The organism is Pseudochelatococcus sp. B33 (genome assembly GCF_053570585.1).
Genome location: NZ_JBSEFH010000025.1, coordinates 36,060 through 53,158 on the forward strand (window position 1 = coordinate 36,060; position 17,099 = coordinate 53,158).

15 protein-coding genes and 1 pseudogene are annotated in these 17,099 nt (G+C 63.4%); 13 read left to right on the top strand and 3 right to left on the bottom strand.

Going from position 1 to position 17,099, the window contains the following annotated elements:
- Positions 1 to 39: 39 nt before the first annotated feature.
- The 3 genes from ACUSIJ_RS23350 to ACUSIJ_RS23360 all read right to left on the bottom strand — a co-directional run bounded on the left by ACUSIJ_RS23350 (position 40) and on the right by ACUSIJ_RS23360 (position 3,208).
- Positions 40 to 1,056 (bottom strand): extracellular solute-binding protein, encoded by a 1,017-nt coding sequence (locus tag ACUSIJ_RS23350; RefSeq protein ID WP_449310870.1) that lies wholly within the window; start codon positions 1,054 to 1,056, stop codon positions 40 to 42.
- 218 nt (positions 1,057 to 1,274) lie between these two features.
- The gene (locus tag ACUSIJ_RS23355) at positions 1,275 to 2,312 is read right to left on the bottom strand and encodes an ABC transporter ATP-binding protein (protein ID WP_449310871.1); all 1,038 of its coding nucleotides are present in this window, start codon (positions 2,310 to 2,312) and stop codon (positions 1,275 to 1,277) included.
- An 11-nt stretch (positions 2,313 to 2,323) separates the two neighbouring features.
- The gene (locus tag ACUSIJ_RS23360; protein ID WP_449310824.1) at positions 2,324 to 3,208 is read right to left on the bottom strand and encodes a MurR/RpiR family transcriptional regulator; all 885 of its coding nucleotides are present in this window, start codon (positions 3,206 to 3,208) and stop codon (positions 2,324 to 2,326) included.
- Positions 3,209 to 3,584: 376 nt separating this feature from the next.
- Here ACUSIJ_RS23360 and ACUSIJ_RS23365 point away from each other — a divergent pair, with 376 nt between their 5' ends.
- The 13 genes and pseudogenes from ACUSIJ_RS23365 (at position 3,585) to ACUSIJ_RS23425 (ending at position 17,097) form a co-directional block, all read left to right on the top strand.
- Positions 3,585 to 4,313, top strand: a complete 729-nt coding sequence (locus tag ACUSIJ_RS23365) for an invasion associated locus B family protein (protein WP_449310825.1) — start codon at positions 3,585 to 3,587, stop codon at positions 4,311 to 4,313.
- 14 nt (positions 4,314 to 4,327) lie between these two features.
- Entirely contained in the window at positions 4,328 to 4,822 is a 495-nt protein-coding gene (locus tag ACUSIJ_RS23370; RefSeq protein ID WP_449310826.1) for a hypothetical protein, read from the top strand.
- A 90-nt stretch (positions 4,823 to 4,912) separates the two neighbouring features.
- Positions 4,913 to 5,356, top strand: a complete 444-nt coding sequence (locus ACUSIJ_RS23375; RefSeq protein ID WP_449310827.1) for an energy transducer TonB family protein — start codon at positions 4,913 to 4,915, stop codon at positions 5,354 to 5,356.
- 394 nt (positions 5,357 to 5,750) lie between these two features.
- Positions 5,751 to 6,155: a hypothetical protein gene (locus ACUSIJ_RS23380; RefSeq protein WP_449310828.1), complete on the top strand. Its 405-nt coding sequence runs from the start codon at positions 5,751 to 5,753 to the stop codon at positions 6,153 to 6,155.
- The gene (locus ACUSIJ_RS23385; protein ID WP_449310872.1) at positions 6,100 to 6,426 is read left to right on the top strand and encodes a LysR substrate-binding domain-containing protein; all 327 of its coding nucleotides are present in this window, start codon (positions 6,100 to 6,102) and stop codon (positions 6,424 to 6,426) included. Before ACUSIJ_RS23380 ends, ACUSIJ_RS23385 begins: the two co-directional genes overlap by 56 nt.
- Positions 6,427 to 6,582: 156 nt before the next feature.
- Entirely contained in the window at positions 6,583 to 8,814 is a 2,232-nt protein-coding gene (locus ACUSIJ_RS23390) for a TonB-dependent receptor family protein (protein ID WP_449310829.1), read from the top strand.
- Between the two features lie 28 nt (positions 8,815 to 8,842).
- On the top strand, positions 8,843 to 9,826 hold the full coding sequence (locus tag ACUSIJ_RS23395) for an ABC transporter substrate-binding protein (protein ID WP_449310830.1): 984 nt from the start codon (positions 8,843 to 8,845) through the stop codon (positions 9,824 to 9,826).
- A complete protein-coding gene (locus tag ACUSIJ_RS23400; RefSeq protein ID WP_449310831.1) occupies positions 9,804 to 10,700 on the top strand; it encodes an ABC transporter permease in 897 nt (298 codons plus the stop codon). The genes ACUSIJ_RS23395 and ACUSIJ_RS23400 overlap by 23 nt, the downstream gene beginning before the upstream one ends.
- Positions 10,697 to 11,440, top strand: a complete 744-nt coding sequence (locus tag ACUSIJ_RS23405) for an ATP-binding cassette domain-containing protein (RefSeq protein WP_449310832.1) — start codon at positions 10,697 to 10,699, stop codon at positions 11,438 to 11,440. The genes ACUSIJ_RS23400 and ACUSIJ_RS23405 overlap by 4 nt, the downstream gene beginning before the upstream one ends.
- Positions 11,437 to 12,669: an NnrS family protein gene (locus ACUSIJ_RS23410; protein WP_449310833.1), complete on the top strand. Its 1,233-nt coding sequence runs from the start codon at positions 11,437 to 11,439 to the stop codon at positions 12,667 to 12,669. The genes ACUSIJ_RS23405 and ACUSIJ_RS23410 overlap by 4 nt, the downstream gene beginning before the upstream one ends.
- A gap of 349 nt (positions 12,670 to 13,018) precedes the next feature.
- Positions 13,019 to 15,366: pseudogene (locus ACUSIJ_RS23415) on the top strand (TonB-dependent hemoglobin/transferrin/lactoferrin family receptor).
- A gap of 73 nt (positions 15,367 to 15,439) precedes the next feature.
- A complete protein-coding gene (locus tag ACUSIJ_RS23420) occupies positions 15,440 to 16,180 on the top strand; it encodes a hypothetical protein (protein ID WP_449310834.1) in 741 nt (246 codons plus the stop codon).
- Complete coding sequence (locus ACUSIJ_RS23425; protein WP_449310835.1) at positions 16,177 to 17,097, top strand: ChaN family lipoprotein; 921 nt, start codon at positions 16,177 to 16,179, stop codon at positions 17,095 to 17,097. Before ACUSIJ_RS23420 ends, ACUSIJ_RS23425 begins: the two co-directional genes overlap by 4 nt.
- Positions 17,098 to 17,099 lie beyond the last annotated feature (2 nt).

Consider the following 17,099-nt stretch of genomic DNA (forward strand, 5'->3'; position numbering starts at 1 on the left):
CTGCCGGCCGAGCGGGCCGGCAGCCGCAACTTATCCGGATCAGTTATCGAACCCGACTTTCTCGGCGAGTTCGCTGGCCTTCTTGCGGAAGCTGACGCCCTTGGCCAGGTCGATCGTGTCGGGCTTGAGCACGCCGTATTCGGCGATCAGGGGCGCGACCGTCGCATTTGCGTTGATCGGGTACTCGAAGTTCGCCTCGGCATAGATCTTCTGTGCCTCGTCGGACACGAGGTATTCAAGCAGCTTGACGGCCTCGTCCTTGTTCGGGGCATGGCGCGCGACGGCGGCGCCGGTGATGTTCACCTGCGTACCGCCTTCCTCGAAGGTGGGCAGGACCATCTTGATCGCCTTCGCCCACTCTTCCTGCTCGGGGCCGCCCTTACCGCTGCGCATCAGGCCGACGTAATAGGAATTGGCCACACCGATGTCGCACAGACCACCCAGGATGTCGCGCGCGACCTCGCGATCGCCCCCACCGGCTTTGCGGGCGAGATTGGCCTTCAGGCCTTCAAGCCACTTCTCGGCCGCCTCCTCGCCATGGTGGGCGATATATGAACCGATCAAAGCGATATTGTAGGGGTGCTGGCCGGAGCGGATACAGATCTTGCCCTTCCAGGCCGGATCGGCGAGCTCCTCGTAGGTGATTTCCTTCAGATCAAGGTCTTTTGCCGCATAAACCGTACGCGCGCGCAGAGATAGCGCGAACCAGTTGCCGTTCGCATCGCGCAGGGAAGCGGGGATCGTGTCGGTCAGCGCTGCGGAGTCGATGCCTTGCGTCAGCCCCTTCTCCACGAGATCGATAAGATTGCCGGCATCGACCGTCATGAGTACATCGGCGGGCGACTTGTCGCCTTCCGATGCGACGCGCTCCGTGAGGCCATCCTTCAGGAAGATCGTGTTGACCTTGATGTCCGTCGCGGCGGTGAAGGCGTCGAGCAGCGGCTGGATCAGACCCGGCTCACGGGTGGTGTAAAGGTTGACTTCCGCAGCCATGGCACCGGACTGGCCGGCCAGAGTCGCGAGGAGCGAACCCGCCAGCACAGCCCTCAACGTCAGATTATTTTTCATACTTGACTCCATCTCACTGGGCGCTTAAATAGAACTATAATGATTACAATCTAGATCGTCGATCTGATCGATGAGATGGAGTAACGACATATACCTGTAGCAGTAAACTATCTTGTTTGCTCTGGGTGCGTGCGCGATATCTATTGCATCACATTACGACGCAAACTATTGTGCATGCAGTGAGTTTCCCTATATATTAAAATAATTCAAAAAACGAGCACCTGCTCGGGAGCCACCGAAACGCGCGCTGTATCGCCTTTGCGCAGGCGGCTTCGGTCCGTGGAACGGATCCTCAGAGGCTCGGCCAACGCTGCTACAGTGATGGATGTTTCCTCGATCTCGCCGATCAGCTCGCAATCCACGACAGTGCATTCCACGCCGTCCCCGTCACAGTTCACGCGCAGGCACTGGGGACGGATGTAGACTGTGGCCTGCTCGCCGTCGGCGAAGCCAGGAGCCGCGAACCTTCCGAGAGGCGTTTCCGCGTAACCGCTCCGGCAAGCGGTCCGTACCTTGTTGAAGGAGCAGAAAAACTCCGCGGCGTAAGGGCACGAGGGGCGCTCGTAGAGCTCCACGCCCGCACCGGACTGGATGATCCTGCCGGCCCGCATGAGGACGACTACGTCGCCGGCGGAAAGCGCTTCCTCCGGATCATGCGTGACCATGATGACAGTCGTGCCCAGCTCCCGCAAAAGGTCAATGGTCTCGGTGCGGATATCGTGGCGCAATTCCCGGTCAAGGTTGGAGAACGGTTCATCCATCAGCATGATCTCGGGCTGTGGCGCGAGAGCGCGGGCAAGCGCCACTCTTTGCTGTTCTCCACCCGAAAGCATATGCGGGAAACGCATCGCCAGGCGCCCCAAACCAAGCCGCCCGATGATTTCATCGCACCGATCGCGCGCCGCGCGCCGGCCGAGCCGCTTCAGGCCGAACAGGATATTGTCCGTAACATTCAGGTGCGGGAACAGCGCATAGTCCTGAAACATGAAGCCGATGTTGCGGTTTTCGGGCTCGACGTGGCTGGCAGAGCCGGAAACCTCCCGACCATTGAGAAGCACACGGCCCCGGTCGGGCCACTCTATCCCCGCGATGACGCGCAGCAGGGACGACTTGCCGCATCCCGAATGCCCGACGAGGCAGACGACAGCACTACGCTCCACTGCCAGGGAAACGTTGTCGAGCGCCTGCACATTGCCAAAGCGGCGGGATATTCCTTCGAGTTCGAGATGACGGTCGCTTTTCATCAGCTGGATGTTCATCGGTTTTCGTCCAGAAGTTTTCTTTGGTGGGTCGATAGTTTTTGGGAGCGTGTTGCTTTGCGCAAGCGCTCAAGCTCCCCCAGCGTATACACGGCTCTCTCCGAATCCGAGGTTGCCAGGCCGAGCAGAAGCATTTCCAGACACAAGACGGTGACGCCGTGCAGTGCTATTCGTTCACTTTGACCGCGCGGAACGGCCAATACGACGTCCGCTCGCCGGGCGAATGGCATTTCATCCGCGTCGGAAACAAGCACCACCGGTATCCGCCGTCGACGCGCCTCGGCAAGTGCGACTTCCGCTTCAAGGTAGGGTTCGCCATAAGCCAGCATCAGCAGGGCATCACGTGACTCCAGGTCGAGGAGCTGGTCGGCAAGTCCCGCGCCCGTTCGGTCAAGCACGGCCTGCTTCTTGCCCTTGCGCCGCAACCGGGCCGCGAAATAGGCAGCGATATGGGCCGTCGGCCCGATACCGAAAAGCACAATCCGTTCCGCCGTATGCAGGATATCCAACGCTGCCAGCACATTGACGCGAAATGTGGGCTTGCTCAACGCGTCCAGCCCTGCGGCGAAAACGTCGAGAACCGTATCGAGCGCCGTCTCGACACTTTCCGACGTCTCGGCCAGCGTGCGCCGCAGATTGTCGAGGGGCGCGTTACGTCGACCGTAAGATGCTGAGATCTCGTTCCTTAAATCGTGCAGCCCGTCGAATCCCAAGGCCTGGACGGCACGGATGACAGTGGCATCCGATGTCCCGATTTCCCGCGCGAGATCAACGGCCGATGAGGTCAGCACCATCAGCCGGTTGGCGTCGATAAAAGCCGCTACTCGCTTGAACGTCGGCGAAAGATTCTCTCGACGACGCGCAAGACGGTCGCTGAACACATCCCGTTTCTTGGCTCGCGAGGTACCAGGCCTTGTGGACATGAGCGCCCTCTGAGATGACTATCGTCCTTGTAGTGTCTGTTACATTCAATCCATCAGAAAGTAAATGCTACGTGAGCTCCATCGGCTGTTGCTGGCCGATTCATGTGCTTCGTTAATCGCTCAAGGATTCGCTTGATCGTTGTCGTCAGCGAGCATGTGATTATTTTCGAATAGATGGCTTTAGAAATATGGGTAACTGAGAGCGCTCTACGCCGGCATGAGGCACTCGTGCAAGCATGTGCCTGAAACTTTACTGCTACATCCAACTGTGTTGCCGTTTCCCTGGCCAAGCATGCGGCATGATCATCACGAGGATCCAGGGAAGAGAATCATTATGAGGTTGAGGTGGATCTCGATCGGACCAGCGATTGCCATGCTGGCAACGTTGCCGTTCGCGTTCGCAACTGGCGGATATTCCAATGAGAACGTGGTAACGGCCGCAACCGGACACCCCGGCGTTGTGGCCCCGATGTTGAGGGATAAGCCGCTTTATGCGACTGCCGAGGAGCGGGATGAGATAGAACATGAGCAGTTAGGGAGGACAAGCCCGCCTCCGGTGCAAACCGAAGACGTTCCTCCGGCGGTCTCCCAACCCGACAACAAGGCCGCGTCTCTTCCGAACGGCACGAGCTCGATCAACGAAATCTATGGAGATTGGACGGTTTCCTGTTTAACCCCTCAAGGTCAGAAAGTCTGTCTACTCTCCCAGGTCCAGAGCAACAGTCGCACTGGACAGCGGAGCTTTGCCATCGAGTTGCGAGTCCCCAGGGATGGAAAGACCGAAGGAATCATGGTGATGCCTTTCGGGTTGGGGATCGACGAAGGGGTCAGGCTGAAGATCGACGAGCAGAGTCTGGATGAAGGCGCACGTTTTTCGACATGCCTGCCTTATGGCTGCATTGTTCCGATCTCATTCCCTACTGTCACAACAGATGCGATGATGAGGGGCACAAGTCTATTCATCATCGCTCCCACCCCCAACGGTGGAGAGCCTCATATGATTGAGGTGTCCCTCGACGGTTTCGGCGAGGCGTTCAGGCGCGTGATTCAGCTCGATGGATGATCGGAGGAGGCGATATGAACTCACTTATCGAATCCGCCGAGCAAGGACGAGGAGCCCGTGCTGCCTCACGTCGGCTGCTGCTGGTCCGCAGGCGCATGCTGGCCAACTTGCGCAAGGAAGTCGGCAAGCTTCATGATGCTGGCTATTCCACCTCGGTGATCGCACAAGCTCTTGGCATTTCTCCACGAGACGCAAGCGCCTTCTGCCCGAAGCCCTCGAAAGATATTCTAGAGATCAAGCGCCTTCGCGACGAGGTGGGCCAGTGGAAGAAACTTCCAGACCGTGCGATCAGGATTCTTCTCCGAGGGCGGTACGCATATCTCGGAGGAAACACGGATGAGGCACGTGCCCGCGCACTTTCAAGGATCGCGGCGGCATACACGATGGCTGAATTGCTTGAAGAACCGGGCATCGGGCATTCCACCGCGATACAGATCGAGCTATGGCTCGAGCACATCGGGCTCCACCTGAAAGCGGATAACCGCGCTGATATTATGTCGACAACGTAAGCTTGCCACTGATGAGTCAGCGCTTCGCGTCGGATCCGGACGATCGCCGGCCTGATCACTTTGGCCCTGCATGCGGGCGGATTGGCTTGGATGTTGCGCGAACCGATCCCCATTGCTTGTACTTGGCCGGTTGAGAAAAAGCCTGTCGAGAATTCAAAGCAGACACCGAAAAGGAGGGAACTGGCAAAAAGGCCAAAGCGCGCGAAGCCGGCACCGGCATCGAGGGCCGCCCTTGAGGCGGCTACGCGAGTTGTGCGGTCAAACCGAGATGCCGCCCGCCAGACGGTCATCTCGAACGCCGTAAGCAGTGTCCGGCGGGGCGTGAAATCGCGCGGCGAACAGGGCACGGCTTATGTCCGTTTCCGCATCGATGACAACGGCAACGTGCTCACGGCGAGCATCGCCCGTCCGTCCGGCTATCTCGAACTCGACGCCGAAGTGCTCGACCTGGTGCGCCGCGCATCGCCGGCTCCGGCACCACCATCGGATGCCAACAGGACAATCACCGCCCCGGTGCGGTTCACCGGCACGTGAACGCAGGGATGCAGGAGGCAAGAGGATCCGACCCGCATGAAAGCAACCGGAATGCCGCGCAATATCCTGCTCGCCGAGCCGTTATCCGCCGTTGTCGCCCTTGCCGCTTTGGCGCTGCTGCCGGACGCTGTTCCATCCATGCAGGAGTAACAACCGCCCCATGAAGCGGAGACCACCGTGGCTGAAAGGTCCCTTCCGATCATCTGGAGCAGGACAGGAGAACGGCGGGAGCGGACACGCCAGACGACAACAGAGGGAAAGGGGGCTGGAGGGAGAAAAGATTGGAACTGCGCCATCTTCGTTACCTTGTGGCAAGCGCCCGCAACGGCAGCTTCAGCGCCGCCGCGAACGAACTCAACGTCAGGCAACCCATCGCAGCAAGCGCATCAAGGAAATGGAAGATGAGCTCGGCGTCTTCCTGTTCGACCGTTCCACTGCGGGAGCGCGTCTCACGCCCACTGGGGAGGAGTTCGTCGTCCATGCGCACCGTATCGTCGAGGATGTCCGACGGCTCACAGAACAGGCGAAGGCGAGCGGCGTCGGCTGGCGGGGGGAGTCGTCATCGGCTTCTACAAGTCGCTCGCGATCGGCAAGCTGCGCGCCGCTCTCCACGATTTCCGCCGGAATAATCCGGAAGTCGAGGTCGAACCGTTCGAGGATTCCTTCATCGAACTGCGGGCCGGCGTGGTTGTCGGCCTTCGGCACGCCTGAGGCGCCCTCCGACCTGAAGCGGCACAAATTGCATCCGCTTCACCCTGTCGGGCCATGCAGACCATTGGGAATTCCGCAAGGGCGGTGAGATCGAGCGCATCCGCCCGAACGGCTGCTACAAGGTGACATCGAGCCTTGCCATGCGCGGTGCGCTGCTCGCCGGCTTCGGCCTTAGCCTCATTCCGCTTCCCTATGTCGCCGAGGACCTGAAGGCGCAGCGGCTCCGCGCCGTGCTGAAAGATTGGTCGAGTGTCGAGACCACGCTCTATGCGGTCTATCTATCCCGGCACCATGTCGCGCCGAAGCTGCGCGCTTTCCTTGATTTCCTGTTCGAGGAATTCGCCCGACCCGCTGCTTGACCTGCCGGCAGCAGCATGTCCCACGCGCGTTCTTGCGATAGATCAAAGACAGGTTTGGGCGAATGTGGACTCTCGGCATAAAAGATGAGTTCAAAATATATCTTTAGAATTGCTCCAGTGAACCGAATACGGGGGCGCGCGATCATGGAGGCGGGCATGAAGATGACAGGTGGAATGGCGTCGGCCGTGACCGCGGCATTGTTGTTGTCCACAACGAGCCAGTTGGCGCTGGCGCAATCCGCGGCGCCGGGAGCGGTGCTGGAGCTCGACCCCATCGTCGTCGAGGCGACGCGGACCGGCGTGGACTACACCAGCCTGCGGGAACGGCTGAACGTCATCGCCGGTGGTGTGGCGCTGGTGGAGGCCGATACGCTTGCGCCCACCGGCAACCCGACCGTGGCAACGGCGCTGGAAGGCGTGCCGGGCGTCATCGTGCAGAATTTCTTCGGCGGCAACGATCAGCCGCGTATCCAGATACGCGGCTCCGGGCTTCAGCAGAACCCGGTGGAGCGCGGTATCCTCGTGCTGCAGGACGGCCTGCCGCTCAACCGCGCCGATGGCTCGTACATCGTCGGCTTCGCCAATCCACAGCAGGCGAGCGCCATCGAGGTTTTTCGCGGCTATACGGCCAATCGGCTCGGTGCGACGGTACTGGGCGGCGCGCTGAACTTCATCTCGCCTACCGGCACGAGTGCTCCGGGTGCGCGCCTGTCCCTGAGCGGCGGCAGCTTCGGTCAGGTGAATGTTGCCGGACAGGCCGGCTTCGGCGGAGAAACATACGACGGGTTGTTGCAGGCCGACTTCACCAACCGCGACGGTTTTCGCGATTACAACGGCTCGCGACGGCTGAGCGTGAACGGCAATGTCGGCGTTTCATGGTCGGACAACGTGAAGACGCGCGTCTTCGTCGGCTATCGCGATCTCGCATTCGACGTCGCGGGGCCGCTGCCGTGGGATGCGCTCAAGGCCCGTCCCGAGCAGAACTGGGGCGGTCCGGTGGTAACGCCATCGGGCGCCATCTATCCCGGACCGAATGTCCATCGCGACCGGCCGCGGCGCGAGGCGACGCAGTTCCTGATCGGTTCGCGCACGACCGCGACCTTCGGTTCGCATATCCTCGATGGTGCGTTCGGCTATACCTATACGGACGATATGTTCCGCTTCCCGATTTCCTCGGGCGTGCGCACGACGAAGGGCGGCGATCTGACCCTGCTCGGCCGTTATGCCTACAAGCCCGACGCGGCAAGGCCGCTGCCGCTGTTCGAGGCGACGGCGCAATATACGGTAGGTTCCGCCGATCGCGGCAATTATCTCAATATCGGCGGCCAACAGGGGCCGCAGTTCGGCCGGAGCGATCTCGACGCCTCGACGCTGGCGCTGTTCGCGGGGTTCAATATCCCGTTGTGGGACAAGTTCACCCTCTCGCCCGCGATCTCCTACGCCCACGCGACACGCGAAAACAGGGACCGCTGGGCGCTGCCGACCCGCCCGACGGCGGCCTTCAACCCGTCGCGGCCCGCGATCCTGCTGCCCAACGGCGCGGTGCCGACACAGGATACAAGCTACGACCGCACCTATGACGGCTGGAGCCCCAGCCTCGGCGTAACCTATCGGCCGAATGAAAATCACACGATTTTCGCCGCCGTCAGCCGCAGTTTCGAGCCGCCGACCCACGATGATCTGCTGGCGACCGTCAACGGCACGCCCAACAGCAGCCCCGGACGGCCCAATCCGCCAAGCCCCTTCCTGGCTGCGGCGGCCTTCGCGACGCCCGATCTCGACGCGCAGACCGCCACCACCATCGAGGCAGGATGGCGCGGACGCTATGGCGACGTCTCATGGGACGCTGTGACCTATTATTCATGGGTGGACGATGAGCTGCTCAGCCTGCGCGATGCCACCGGCGCGTCGCTCGGCGCGATCAACGCCGACAAGACGACACATTTCGGCGTGGAACTGGGGCTCGGCGCGAAGCTGTGGGACCGCTGGTCGGGGCGTATAGCCTATACCTACCAGGACTTCCGTTTCGATAACGACCCAGTGCGCGGCAACAACTTGCTTGCCGGGGCGCCGCGTCATTTCGTGACGGCGGCGCTGCAATTTCAGGCGACCGACAAATGGACGTTGCAGGGCTCGGTGCGATGGTCGCCGGCACGGACGCCCGTCGACAACATGAACACCCTCTGGGCCGGCTCATGGGCGGTAGCCGACTTCCGCACCGAATACCGCATCAACGACACGTTCTCGGTATTCGGCGAGATCACCAACATCTTCGACGAAACCTATGCCGCCTCGACGCTGGTGGTCGATCAGGCACGCGCCGACCAGTCGGCATTCCTGCCGGGTGACGGACGCGGGTTCTTCGCCGGGGTCAAGGCAACTTTCTGATCGTTTGTCCAAAGGACAGGAGATGACTATGGTCAATCGCCGTTTGTTCGTCACCGGCCTTGCGCTCGCCGGCCTGTCGGCAGGCATATCTGCGCGCCCTGTCGCGGCTCGCGCCGCCGAACCGCTGGTGCTGTGGGGGCCGCCTGCCGCTCCGTCGATCGTGCTGGCGCAGGCGGTCGCCAGCGGCGCGCTGAAGGAGATCGCCCCCGACGTTTCGTTCAAGATCTGGAAGACGCCCGACGAGATGCGGGCCGGCGTCAGCTCCGGGACGTTCCGGGCGGTCGTCGTGCCGACCTATGTCGCGTCGAACCTCTACAACCGCGGTCTCGGCGTGCGGCTTCTCAACGTGCTGACCGACGGGCTGCTGTTCATCATCGCCCCTGCCGGTGCGGTGAGCGATGTCGCGAGCCTCAAGGGCAGAAAGGTTGCGGTGCCGTTCCGCAACGACATGCCGGACTTCATCTTCCGCCGCCTGCTGGCGTCCGCGGGCCTTGCCGCCTCCGATGTCGGGATCGATTACTCCGGCACGCCGGCGGAGGCGGTGCAGTTGTTGCTGACCGACCGCGCCGATGCCGCCCTTCTCACCGAACCGCTGGCCAGCGCCGCCATCCTGCGCGCGGGCGCGGTCGGCAAGACGCTGGAGCGCGCCGTCAGCGCCCAGGATGTTTGGAAGACCGTTACCGGCACGCCGGTCATTCCGCAGGCCGGCCTTGCAATCACCGATGGGCTGAGTGCGGATCTCGGCGCTGGCGGCATCGCGGCTTTGCAGAAGGCGCTGGAGGACGCGCTCGCCCGGGTGCTGAAGGACCCGGCCGGCGCCGCCGCCATTGCCTCGCCGGCGCTGGAATTGCCGGCGCCGGTGATCGAGCGGGCCATTCCGTTCAGCAATCTGGTGGTCCGCCGCGCCAGCGAGGCAAAGGCGGATCTCGCCATCCTGTTCGACGCTCTTGCCGAGGCGGACCCGCGCATCATCGGCGGAAAGCAGCCCGATGACGGTTTCTTCGCCCTTTGACGAAAGCGGCCCCGACGCAAGCGGCCCGGCGCGCCGCGTCGTGCTCGCACGGCTGCATGCAGGCTGGCGATCGCTCATGGCCGCTGCTGTCTGGCTCGGCCGTTATGTCTGGGCCGGCTGGGTCGGTCTCGCGGGGCTGTTCTGCCTCGTGGCGGCGTGGCAGGCAGGGCACGAGATCTACGGTTCGTTCATCCTGCCCGCGCCGCTGGAGACGGTGACGGTGCTCATCGGCCTGTTCGAGGGGCCGGAACTGGCACAGGCGGCGTCCGAAACGGCATGGCGCGCGCTCACCGGTCTTCTGCTTGCAGCGGGCCTCGGCACGCTGGCCGGGGTGGTTGCGGGCTATTCCTTCGCCACCATGCGTATCATGCGCCCCATCGTCACCGTGATGCTCGGCGTACCGCCGATTGCGTGGATCGTCCTGGCGCTGATCTGGTTCGGGTCGAGTGGCGGTTCCGCCGTTCTCACGGTGGTGCTTGCGTCGTTCCCGATTTCCTTCGCCGGTGCGCTGGAGGGCGTCGCCACCCGTGACCGGGCGCTCGACGCCATGGCGCGCTCGCTCGGCGCCTCGCTCACGATGCGCTTTCGCTCTGTCACCCTGCCACACCTCATGTCCTATCTGTTCCCGGCCTGGACCACAACCGCCGGCAACGCCTGGAAGGTCACGGTCATGGCGGAGCTGCTGTCGAATACCGGCGGCATCGGCGGGCAGCTCGCGACGGCGCGGGCGCTGTTCGACATCCCGTTGGTGACGGCGTGGATACTGCTCGCGGTGGCGTTCGCGCTGATCACCGAATACGGCGTGCTCAACCCTGTGCGGGAAATGACGGAACGCTGGCGCAGCGCCGGGCTGCCATGGGGTGTCAAGCGGTGAAGCTCGCACTCGACAGGATCGGCCATGCCTGGCTCGGACGGACCGTGTTCGAGGATTTCGACCTCGTGCTGGGCGAGGGCGAGGTGGTGGCGCTCGTCGGCCCTTCGGGCTGCGGCAAGACCACGATCCTGCAGATCGCCGCCGGTCTCGTCGAGCCGTTGCGCGGACGGGTGCGCCGGCATTATCGCCGCCACGCCGTGGTGTTTCAGGAACCGCGCCTGCTGCCGTGGCTGACGATGCGCGACAACATCGCTTACGGGCTCACGGTCGCGGGGGTGAACAGGGACGCGCGCCGCGCGGTCGCCGAGGCGCGGGCGCTCGACGTCGGGCTCGAACCGGATGACCTCGACAAATACCCGGTCGAGCTGTCCGGCGGCATGCGCCAGCGCGCCGCCGTGGCGCGGGCGCTCGCCGTGGAGCCGGACGTGGTGTTCTTCGACGAGCCGTTCACGGCGGTCGATGTCGGACTCAAGCGGGCGTTGCAGGATCTGGTGATCGCGGCGGCGCGGCGAGCGCACTTCTCGGCGCTGTTCGTCACCCACGACCTCGCCGAGGCGGTGCGGGTGGCGCATCGGCTGGTCGTGTTGTCGGGCCGCGACGGCCGCGTCGCGGACCGGCGCACCATTGCGGGAGAGCCCGGCGCGCGCAGTAACCGTGCGATCTTCGACCTTGTCGAAAGCTGGTCGAACGATCCCGTTTTCTCCGAGCTGTTCGACGCCGACCGGCGGGTGCGCGCATGAGCTGCCACCGCACGGCTTCCGCCGACCTGCCGCCGGTGCTCACCGAAGGGTTGCGGCTGTTCTTTCCGGCAGCGGCGTTCCACGGGGCCCTTTGGCCGCTCGTGTGGGTCGCTCTCTACGGACTCGATCTGCCGTTTGCGGCCGCGATTCCCTCGAGCCAGTGGCATGCGCACGAGATGATCTACGGCACCTATGCCATGGCGCTGGCGGGATTCATGACCTCCGCAATGCCGGAATGGACCGATACGCCGCCGCGCCGGGGACATGCGCTTCTTCTGCTGCTGGCGCTGTGGCTGCCGGGCAGGCTCGTCGGGCTCGTGGGCGCGGATGCGTTCTCGCCGCTGGCGGGCGTGGCCGATACCGCATTCCTTCTCGTGCTCGGATGGTACGTGCTGTGGCCCTTGTGGCTGCGCCGCAGCGCGCGGCACGGTTCGTTCGTCGTGTGGACCGCGCTTTTCGCGCTGACCGAGATCGGCATCCGCGTCGCATGGTGCGTCGGGGATTTCGCCCTGTCACACCGCTTGCTGATGGCGGCAGTATGTATATTCATGGCCTTCTTCACGCTGTCGGTGGCGCGCATCGGGGTCGTGGTGATCAATCTGGCGCTCGACCCGAGCGGGGAAACCACGCCCTACCGCCCGCATCCGGGCCGCCAGAACCTCGCCGCCGGCATGGTGACGCTTTACGGAGCGGCAGCGCTCGTCTTTCCTGCCTCCTCCGCGCCGGCGTTCCTGGCTCTTGCGGTCGGGGCGGCCTTCATGGATCGGCTGACCGAATGGTTCATCGGCCGCGCCCTGTTCAGGACCGAGGTACTGGTGCTGGCACTTGCCAATCTGTTCGCGGGCATCGGTTTTTTCGTCATCGGCCTTGGCGGGCTCGGCCTCGATATCGCGGGCGTGGCGATGATGCCGTCCACGGGCGTGCATCTGCTGACCCTCGGCACACTCGGTATGGCGGTGATGGCCGTGTTCATCATCGCCGGGCTGCGCCACACGGGACGCGAACTGGTGCTGCCGTGGCAGGCCCATGCGGCGGTGGCGGCGATGTCGGCGGCAGCCCTCGTCCGCGTCGCGCCCGAACTCGGCATCGCGGCCTTCCTCATGGGGCCCCATTACGTGCTCGGCGCAACGCTGTGGGCGGGTGCCTTTGGCTTGTGGCTGCACGCCTTCCTGCCGATGATGAGCGCGCCCACGGTCGAGCCGTTTCCGAATGGTAACCCCACCTCGTGATCGGGCGTCAATCCTGCACGATGATTTCCTCGACCCCTGCCGGGTGCACTTGTCCTCCGGGCTCCGCCATCATCTAAAAAGTCAAATATCTCACGGGTGTTGCGGGATCACCACAGTCTTGGTGCGCATGCAGGGGTATCAGATGCTATCCATTTATAGAAACAGGATAATTTCTATATTCAAGAAGTGAATAAAACAAAAAATAGGACAATTTATTGAATTTATAAATTCTAAAATAATATCCTGTTTCAAGTGATTAAATTGTAGGAACACAATAATGATTGAGCCGTAATTTGAGGAGATTACACTTTTGGAGTACTTGCTTTCTGCAGTTGATGGAGAAAGCGATATGCCCAGATTGCATTTGTGGTTCACACGGGTCAGTGTAGTCACGCTCCTGGTAGCGGCATTCCAGCCTGCGCAGGCGCAGGATGTAACGGAACCTGCTTCTCGAAACCGCGAAGCTTCGCTCGCACGGGCGGCTGCAAGCGAGACAGCGGAGGCCGTTGAGCTGGATGAAATATCCGTCGTCGCCACGCGCCGCACCGCGCAGGTTCTCGACGTACCTGGCAATGTCAGCGTGATCTCCCGCAGCCAGCTCCAGAACAACATCGTTCAGGATAATCAGGACCTCGTGCGCTATCAGCCGGGCATCACGGTCGGCCGCCAGACCTCCGGGACCGATCCGTTCGGGAATGTCGGCGCGTTCACCATCCGCGGCGTTTCCGGCAACCGGATACAGATGCAGGTGGATGGTACGCGCGTGGCGGAGCGCATCACCGACGGCAACCGCAATTTCGTCGACCTCTCCCTGCTGAAGGCGGTTGAAATCGTGCGCGGCCCCGGTTCAGTGCTGTGGGGCGCGGATGCCATCGGCGGCATCGTGGCCTACCGCACGCTGGATCCCGACGATCTGCTGACCGATCCGAAGAAGCCCTACGCGTTGCAGGTCGAGAGTGGGTACGACAGCCTCAACAACGCCTTCACCAAGACGGGCATCGCCGCCTTCCAGTTCTCGCCCGAATGGCAGGGCCTGCTGGCGTTCACGCACCGCAGCTATAACGAGGCGGAGCTCCGCAAGGCGCGCGCGGACGGCGGCCGCTGGGGCTGTCCGCGCGTGCCGGACGCCATCCGCTGCGACGAGTTGAACCCGCTCGATGCCGACGTCTGGAACGGGCTGGGCAAGCTCGTCTGGCGTCCTTCGGCCGACCACCAGTTCCGGCTGACCGGCGAGGGCTTCAGATCCGAAAGCACTGTGGACCAGCGCTACGATTTCGGCCGCCAGACCACGGGCGCGTTCAACGGCCCCTACATCCGCGAGCAGGAACAGACCCGCTACAGGGTTTCGCTCGACCACGAATGGGAGGTGAAGGCGAAATTTCTCGATCAGCTGAAATGGCAGCTGTCCTATTCGCCGCAAAAGCGCGACCTCACCTCGAACCGCTTGCAGGTACTCGCCAACGGCCAGCAGCAGACGACCTATAGCGAAACCAACTACGAGGAGAAGTTTGCGCAGTTCGATATCCAGGGCACGTCGAGCTTCGGCTTCCTGGGGGCGTCGCACGTCCTGACCTATGGTTTCCAGGGCGATCACACGAAGACCGATTATGAAAATCTTACGATCACGCGCAATCTGACGACGGGCGGGACGACCATCGCCCGCGGTGGCGGTTTCAATTTCGCCAATGCCACCACAACCCGCGCCGATCTCTACGTGCAGGACGAGATCCGGCTGTTCGGCGACCGGCTCACCGTTACACCGGGCGTCCGCTGGGCCAATTACACCATCGATCCGCGTACCAACGCCGATTACAAGGTCACGCCCGGCGCCGAGCCGCGCAAGCTCGACTCGACCCGCTTCGTTCCGCAGGTCGGCGCCCTGTTCAAGCTGGACGACACCTATTCCGTCTACGCGCGCTACGCCGAAGGCTTCAAGATGCCAACGGCGCAGCAGCTCTACATGTCGTCGCCGGGAGCCACCTTCAACCTCGTGCCCAACCCCAATCTGCAGCCGGAGAAGGTTCGCTCCTACGAGGGCGGTCTGCGCGGGCAGTTCGACGGGAACCGCTATTTCGACAGCGCGTGGTTCTCGATCGGCGCCTTCTACGCGGACTATACCAACTTCATCCAGAGCCTGGTGGAGGTGCCCGGCTCGGAAAACGACTACACGTCGCGCAATCTCTCCAGCGTCGACATCTGGGGCATCGAGGCGTCGGCCGAGGTGCAGCTCACGCAACAATGGGCGCTCAACGGATCGCTGTCGTGGCAGCGCGGCGAGCAGAAGGCGGAGCCGGGCGACCGCACGACCCCTATAACGACGCCATTCCGCTTACAGGCACTCTCGGCGTGAAATGGACGAAGGTGGAATGGGGGCTTGAGGCGGAATTCACCGGCATTTTCGCACAGAGCGTCAAGCGCACCGCCGATCCCGACACGTTCCGCCCCGGCGGCTACGCGGTGTTCGACGCCTTCCTCAACTGGTCGCCCAAGATCAAGGACTGGGGTTGGAACGGCATCGAATCCGTTTCCATCCGAGCCGGCGTGCAGAACATCTTCGACAAGCGCTACTTCGACTGGCCGCTTGGCTACTCCTTCGGCAATCAGCCCTCACCGGCCTCGCAGGCCGTCAGCAATCCGTTGGAACTGCAGACTGCCCCTGGCCGCACCTTCAAGGTCAGCGCACAGGTCAAGTTCTGAGCCATTGCCCGCACCGGCCAGCGTCGAGGGGCGCGGGCGATCCACCCGTTTCGCTTTATGGAAGCCATATTCCATGAGTACAGAAAACAAGGCCGGCAAACCGGCGCCGCGCGAAATCCTGTCGGCGGATTTCACCGCCATCCTCGAGTGCGTTCCGGCGTTCGGCAAGGTCATGGTCATGACCCGGCTGGGCGGCGCGACGCACGAGCGCATCGGGCCGGTGGGCAGCATCGCAAGCGAGGGCGAACAGGTGCGTCTTGGCGGTGACATCCACAGCGCCGTCATCGACACCGGTCGTCTCGCCAGCGCGGTCGCCGACCGTTCCGTCGTCCTGGGCGGGAACGTGCTGCCGCGCGTCGAGTTCCAAGATGCGCGGGAGGAGGTGATCTTTTCCGTCATCGCCCTCGACGGCCTCGATCCCTTCGATGCTGCGCTCGCGTCGCTCGGCCGCGGCCAGCCGGAGGCGGAAAAGGAAAAACCCCCGCGCGAGCAGTCGACCGTCGCAGATGACGACGCTGGCGCGCAACTCCTCGGCAAGATCCAAGCGGGGCGCGCGCCCGTGACGATCCGGGTAGCGCGCCCGGGTTTCGAGCAGTCATGGACCGGCGTCGTCGCGGACGTGAAGCCGGGCGGCGGCTTCATCAATGTCATGACTCCCGATTTCCATCTGCACCTGCGGGGCGGGGCGGTGGCGCGCTGGGAGCGGGAAACAGACGGCGGAACCGTCGTCTTCCATGCCGCGGGGCCGTCGGGCGAACGTAGCGGGCTGACCGTGAGCGGCCCGGCCGCGGCTTTCGGGGAGGAGGGGCCGTGACCGCCGGAATGGACGCGAGCACCATGGAAATCGCCCACGAAAGGGGGGCCTGGCTCGATCCGGTGACGGGCGAGGTCATGGATCAGCAGGTGCTCATGCGCGCGCTGGCCGGCCAGCAGGCGGTGCTGCTGGGAGAAAGACACGACATTGCCGAAATCCACCGCTGGCAACTGCATGTCACCACGTATCTGCACGGCCTGCGGCCCAATCTCGCGGTGGGCTTCGAGATGTTTCCACGGCGCCTGCAGCCGGTCCTCGACCGCTGGGTGGCGGGCGGCTACGATACAGCGACGTTCATCGAGGAGAGCCAATGGCGTCAGGTCTGGGGATTCGACCCGGCGCTCTACCTGCCGCTGTTCCACTTCTGCCGGCAGCAGCGCGTTCCCATGCTGGCGCTCAACTGCCGCCGCGGGCTGGTGACGGAGGTCGGCCAGCAAGGCTGGGAGGCGATCGCAGAGGCGGACCGGGACGGGCTGACGCCTGCCGCGCCCGCCCTCGACGCCTATCGGGAATATCTATTCTCCATCACGCGGGGACCGCCAACGCGCAAGGCGTCCTCGCCCGGCGACCCGGCCTATGACCGTTTCGTGCGCGCCCAGCAGACCTGGGACCGTGCCTTTGCCTGCAACATCGCGCGTGCGATCGCGGCTGCGCAGGCGGCCGGTGACGCGCCGCCGCTCGTGGTCGGGATCATCGGCCGCGGCCACCTCGAATACGGCTACGGCACGCCCTACCAGCTGCGCGATCTCGGCATCGACGACGTGGCGGTGCTGCTGACCAACGACCGCGACACGCTCACGATCGAGCAGGACCGACGCATCGCGGAGGCCGTGTTCCGCATCGATACGCCGGAACCGCCTGCCGAACGCGGCGAAAGGCCTCGCCCGGCGCCCGAGGTCCGAACCAACCCCGGTTGACT